Raw genomic sequence first — 3,854 nt, 5'->3', positions numbered from 1 at the left:
ATGCGCATGCCGCGCGTCACCGCGAAATCCTCATCGCCGAGATTGACCAGCAGCACTTTCACCTCGCCGCGATAGTCGCTGTCGACGGTGCCGGGCGAGTTGAGGACCGTGAGGCCATGCTTGAAGGCAAGGCCCGAGCGCGGCCGCACCTGGCCTTCCATGCCTTCCGGAATTTCCAGGACGAGCCCGGTCGGCACCAAAGCGCGTTTTCCCGGTAGGATGAGCAGCGGCCGGTCTTCCGGCACCGCGGCCCGCAAATCCATGCCGGCGGCGCCCGCGCTCTCATAGGCCGGCAGAGGCAGGCCTTCGCCATGCGGAAGCCTGACGAAACCGACGGTGGGGCCGATGACGGAGGAAGGATGGACAGCCGTGCGCATGAGCCCATTCCTATGGGAGCGAATGCCGATTCGGTCAACTCGAGATCAGAGCCTATCAACGGCTTTCTTTCTGGCGTGACTATGACCTCGCCATTAACTTTGGCGATTGGCGAGAACGCCCATCACGTCGTCATCCACGGGCGGAGCGACGCGTAGCGGAGCGCAGACCCGAGGATCCATTCCGTTACCTCGACCGTGGAAAGCGGCGGAGCAGAATTCTGCACCGTAGCGGTGCGTCGAAGTCACGGAATGGATCCTCGGGTCTACGCGCGTCGCTTCGCTCCTTGCTCCGCCCGTGGATGACGAAGAGGCCTTGGCTACCTACCGCAGTTCCACCGGCACCACGGTCGTCTCCTTGATCTCCTCCATGACGAAGGAGGCCGAGACGTCCGACAATGCCACCTTGGCGATCAGCCGCTGGTAGAGGCGGTCATAGGCCTTCACGTCGGCGACGCGGGCTCTCAGCACATAATCGAGGTCGCCCGACATGCGGTAGACGCCGGTGATCTCGGGAAAGCCGGTCACGGCCGCGCGGAATTTCTGCAGCCAGTCCGGGTCATGATTGGAGGTGCGGATCAGGATGAAGACGGGGAGGCCGAGGCCCAGCTTCTCGGCATCGACCAGCGCGACCCGGCCGGTGATGATGCCGTCCTCCTCGAGCCGTTTGACGCGCCGCCAGCAGGCGTTGCGCGACAGCGCCACGCGCTCCGACAACTGGTCGACGGAAAGCGTGCCGTCGCGCTGCAGTTCAGCCAGCAATCTTCGATCGATTGCATCAAGTTCCATCGACATATTGGGATGAATGTCCCACAAAATAACAAAAAGCAAGGACGAAATGGGACAGATGAACCAAAGCCCCGTGGCACGATACTCATCATCGGGGCTCATCCCGGCAGGAGGGATCACCATGACGACCAGGCTTACGGCACTCTTCACCTCGCACCCGGCCAAGGTCGGCGAGAGCTATTTCGGCCACATGGCCTTTGCCGCCTGGTTCTGCTCGCGCCTGTCGATGGCCGCGTGCGCCGCGCTCGTTCACGCTTTCTTGCCATTTCTGTTCGAAACTACTGCGAGCCGAATCGTTCGCGAGCTCTATGAGCGCACGCACAACAGAGGTTCGCACGCGGTCAAGGAGCCCCAGGCTCTGATGGATCGCGCCTAGGAATGGTGGAAAGCGATGTGCCGGTGGGCGGCCTATCTGGGTGAAGCGGTCTTCCTCGAAGACATCATCACCGCGCCCTGTCATTCGCTGATCGCCCAGAGCCATTGCGCCCAGGAAGCCAAGTCGCCGACCAATGGCGACGGTTTTGGTCTCGCCTGGTATGGCGACCGGCCCGAGCCCGGGCTCTACCGCGACATCCTGCCGGCCTGGTCCGACCCCAATCTGAAGAGCCTTTGCCGGCAGATCAAATCCGGCCTGTTCCTCGCCCATGTCCGTGCTTCGACCGGCGGCGCCACCAGCCGCATGAACTGCCACCCGTTCATCTCCGGCCGCTGGTCGTTCATGCATAACGGCCAGATCGGCGGCTTCGAAAAGATCCGTCGCGCGCTGGAGAATTCGCTCTCCGACGAGGTCTTCGACCAGCGCGAGGGCACGACCGATTCCGAGCTCTTCTTTCTCCTGATGATCGACCAGGGGCTGGCGGCGGACCCGCAAGGCGCCGTGTCGCGGGCAACCGGTCGCGTCGTCGAAGCCTCGCGCCGTGCCGGCATCGAGCCGGCCCTAAAGCTGACGGCCGCCTTTTCCGATGGTGAAACGCTCTACGCCGTTCGCTATGCCACCGACAACCATGCGCCGACGCTCTATACCGGCGCCTTCGCCAGGCGCGCCGGCCATTGCATCGTCTCCGAACCCTTCGACCGCGACGGCGGCGACTGGCACGCGATCCCGCCCTCGAGCTTCGTCGCCATGACGAGGGACGGCACCAGCATCCGGCCGTTCGCGCCCGCACCGGCCAGGCTGGCATTGGTCGGCTGAAGCAGACCTGCCGAGACGCCCTCCGGGCAGAGATCAGCAAAACGTAAGCGCGGCGTAAGGACGCCAAAGCGCCATCCTGCCATCTGTGGCGCCAGACGAGCGCCGAATTCATCCGCGCGCCCGAAAACGCATCGACAAGGGATGACAGACAATGTGCAGGTGGGCAGCCTATCTCGGCAACGCGATCTTCCTGGAGGACGTCATTGCGGCGCCCTCCCATTCGCTGGTCATTCAGAGCCGGCAGGCGCGGGAGGCGAAATCCCCGACCAATGCTGACGGCTTCGGAGTGGCTTGGTACGGCGATCGGCCAGAACCCGGCCTCTACCGCGACATTCTGCCGGCCTGGTCCGACCCCAATCTCAAAAGCCTTGGCCGCCAGATCAAGTCCGGCCTGTTCCTCGCCCATGTGCGCGCCTCGACCGGCGGCGCCACCAGCCGCATGAACTGCCATCCCTTCGTCTCGGGCCGCTGGTCGTTCATCCATAACGGCCAGATCGGCGGCTTCGAGAAGATCCGGCGCGCGCTCGAGAACTCGCTCGCCGACGACTTGTTCGATGAACTCGAGGGGAGCACCGATTCCGAATTGTTCTTTCGGCTGATGGTCGGCGATCGGCTCGCCGACGATCCGTATGGCGCGGTATCGCGGGCCGCCGGCCGCGTGCTCGAGGTTTCGCGCCGCGCCGGGATCGAACCGTCACTGAAGCTGACCGCCGCCTTCAGCGACGGCCAGGCACTTCACGCGGTGCGTTATGCCACCGACGACCAGGCGCCGACGCTCTACACCGGCGCTTTCGCCAAGGGGGTAGGTCGCTGCATCGTCTCCGAGCCGTTCGATCGCGACGGCCGCATCTGGCACGAGATACCGCAGTCGAGCTTCGTTACCATGACCCGCGGCGGCACCAGCATCAGGCCTTTCGCGCCGGCCGTCGCGCGTTTGGCGATGGCGGGTTAAGGCAATCGGTCCCTGCTGGTCCCGAGACTATTTTCGCCGACCTTCGGGCTACCGGGCGAAGCGCTCCAGCCCATAAGGCGTCAGCAGCACATCGCGCTCGCCCTCCAGGATCTCGCGGGCGGCAAACAATCCCAGGACTGGCGCCAGCGTGATGCCCGAATGCGTGACGGCGACATAGAGGCCGCCGGCGCCTTCCGCGCGGCCGACGATCGGAAAGCCGTCGACCGGGGTCGGCCGGTAGCCGACGGTGTGGAAATCGAGCTCCAGCCCGTCCGCGCCGCGCAGCATCGCTTTCATTGCCGCAAATAGCTCGCGCGCGGCTGTGTCCGGATGCTCGCCCGGATCGCCGCCGCCGAAATCGGAGCCGGCGATGATGCGGCCCTCGGCCGTCTGGCGCATATGCAGCCTGTCGGCCAGCACCAGCCCATTGAGCAGCTTGTCGTAAGGGCGCGAATGCACGATCAGGCCGGGTGGGGTCTCGATCGGCAGCTCGATACCGGCCGTTGCCGCGATCGCCGGAGCCCCGGCGCCGGCGGCGATCACCACG

General features: G+C 65.0%; 6 protein-coding genes. 3 read left to right on the top strand and 3 right to left on the bottom strand.

The features are described 5' to 3' along the window. The coding region (dut, locus tag EOA27_RS26590; RefSeq protein ID WP_127257655.1) for a dUTP diphosphatase at window positions 1-377 on the bottom strand (377 nt) is incomplete at its 3' end. 321 nt (window positions 378-698) lie between these two features. Next, entirely contained in the window at window positions 699-1,169 is a 471-nt protein-coding gene (locus tag EOA27_RS26585; protein ID WP_126079732.1) for an Lrp/AsnC family transcriptional regulator, read from the bottom strand. A gap of 115 nt (window positions 1,170-1,284) precedes the next feature. Here EOA27_RS26585 and EOA27_RS26580 point away from each other — a divergent pair, with 115 nt between their 5' ends. From EOA27_RS26580 to EOA27_RS26570, 3 genes are all read left to right on the top strand, one after another. After that, the gene (locus EOA27_RS26580) at window positions 1,285-1,539 is read left to right on the top strand and encodes a DUF6356 family protein (protein ID WP_126079731.1); all 255 of its coding nucleotides are present in this window, start codon (window positions 1,285-1,287) and stop codon (window positions 1,537-1,539) included. 15 nt (window positions 1,540-1,554) lie between these two features. After that, entirely contained in the window at window positions 1,555-2,355 is an 801-nt protein-coding gene (locus tag EOA27_RS26575; RefSeq protein ID WP_126079730.1) for a class II glutamine amidotransferase, read from the top strand. Between the two features lie 151 nt (window positions 2,356-2,506). Then, on the top strand, window positions 2,507-3,307 hold the full coding sequence (locus tag EOA27_RS26570; RefSeq protein ID WP_127257653.1) for a class II glutamine amidotransferase: 801 nt from the start codon (window positions 2,507-2,509) through the stop codon (window positions 3,305-3,307). Between the two features lie 48 nt (window positions 3,308-3,355). On the opposite strand, the gene EOA27_RS26565 is transcribed toward EOA27_RS26570, so the two are convergent. Next, on the bottom strand, window positions 3,356-3,854 hold a 499-nt coding region (locus EOA27_RS26565; RefSeq protein WP_145970544.1), incomplete at its 5' end, for an FAD-binding oxidoreductase.

Origin of the sequence: Mesorhizobium sp. M2A.F.Ca.ET.037.01.1.1, assembly GCF_003998075.1 — a bacterium.
In the GTDB taxonomy this organism is placed as follows: domain Bacteria; phylum Pseudomonadota; class Alphaproteobacteria; order Rhizobiales; family Rhizobiaceae; genus Mesorhizobium.
This window is presented reverse-complemented; position numbering and strand designations above follow the sequence as displayed.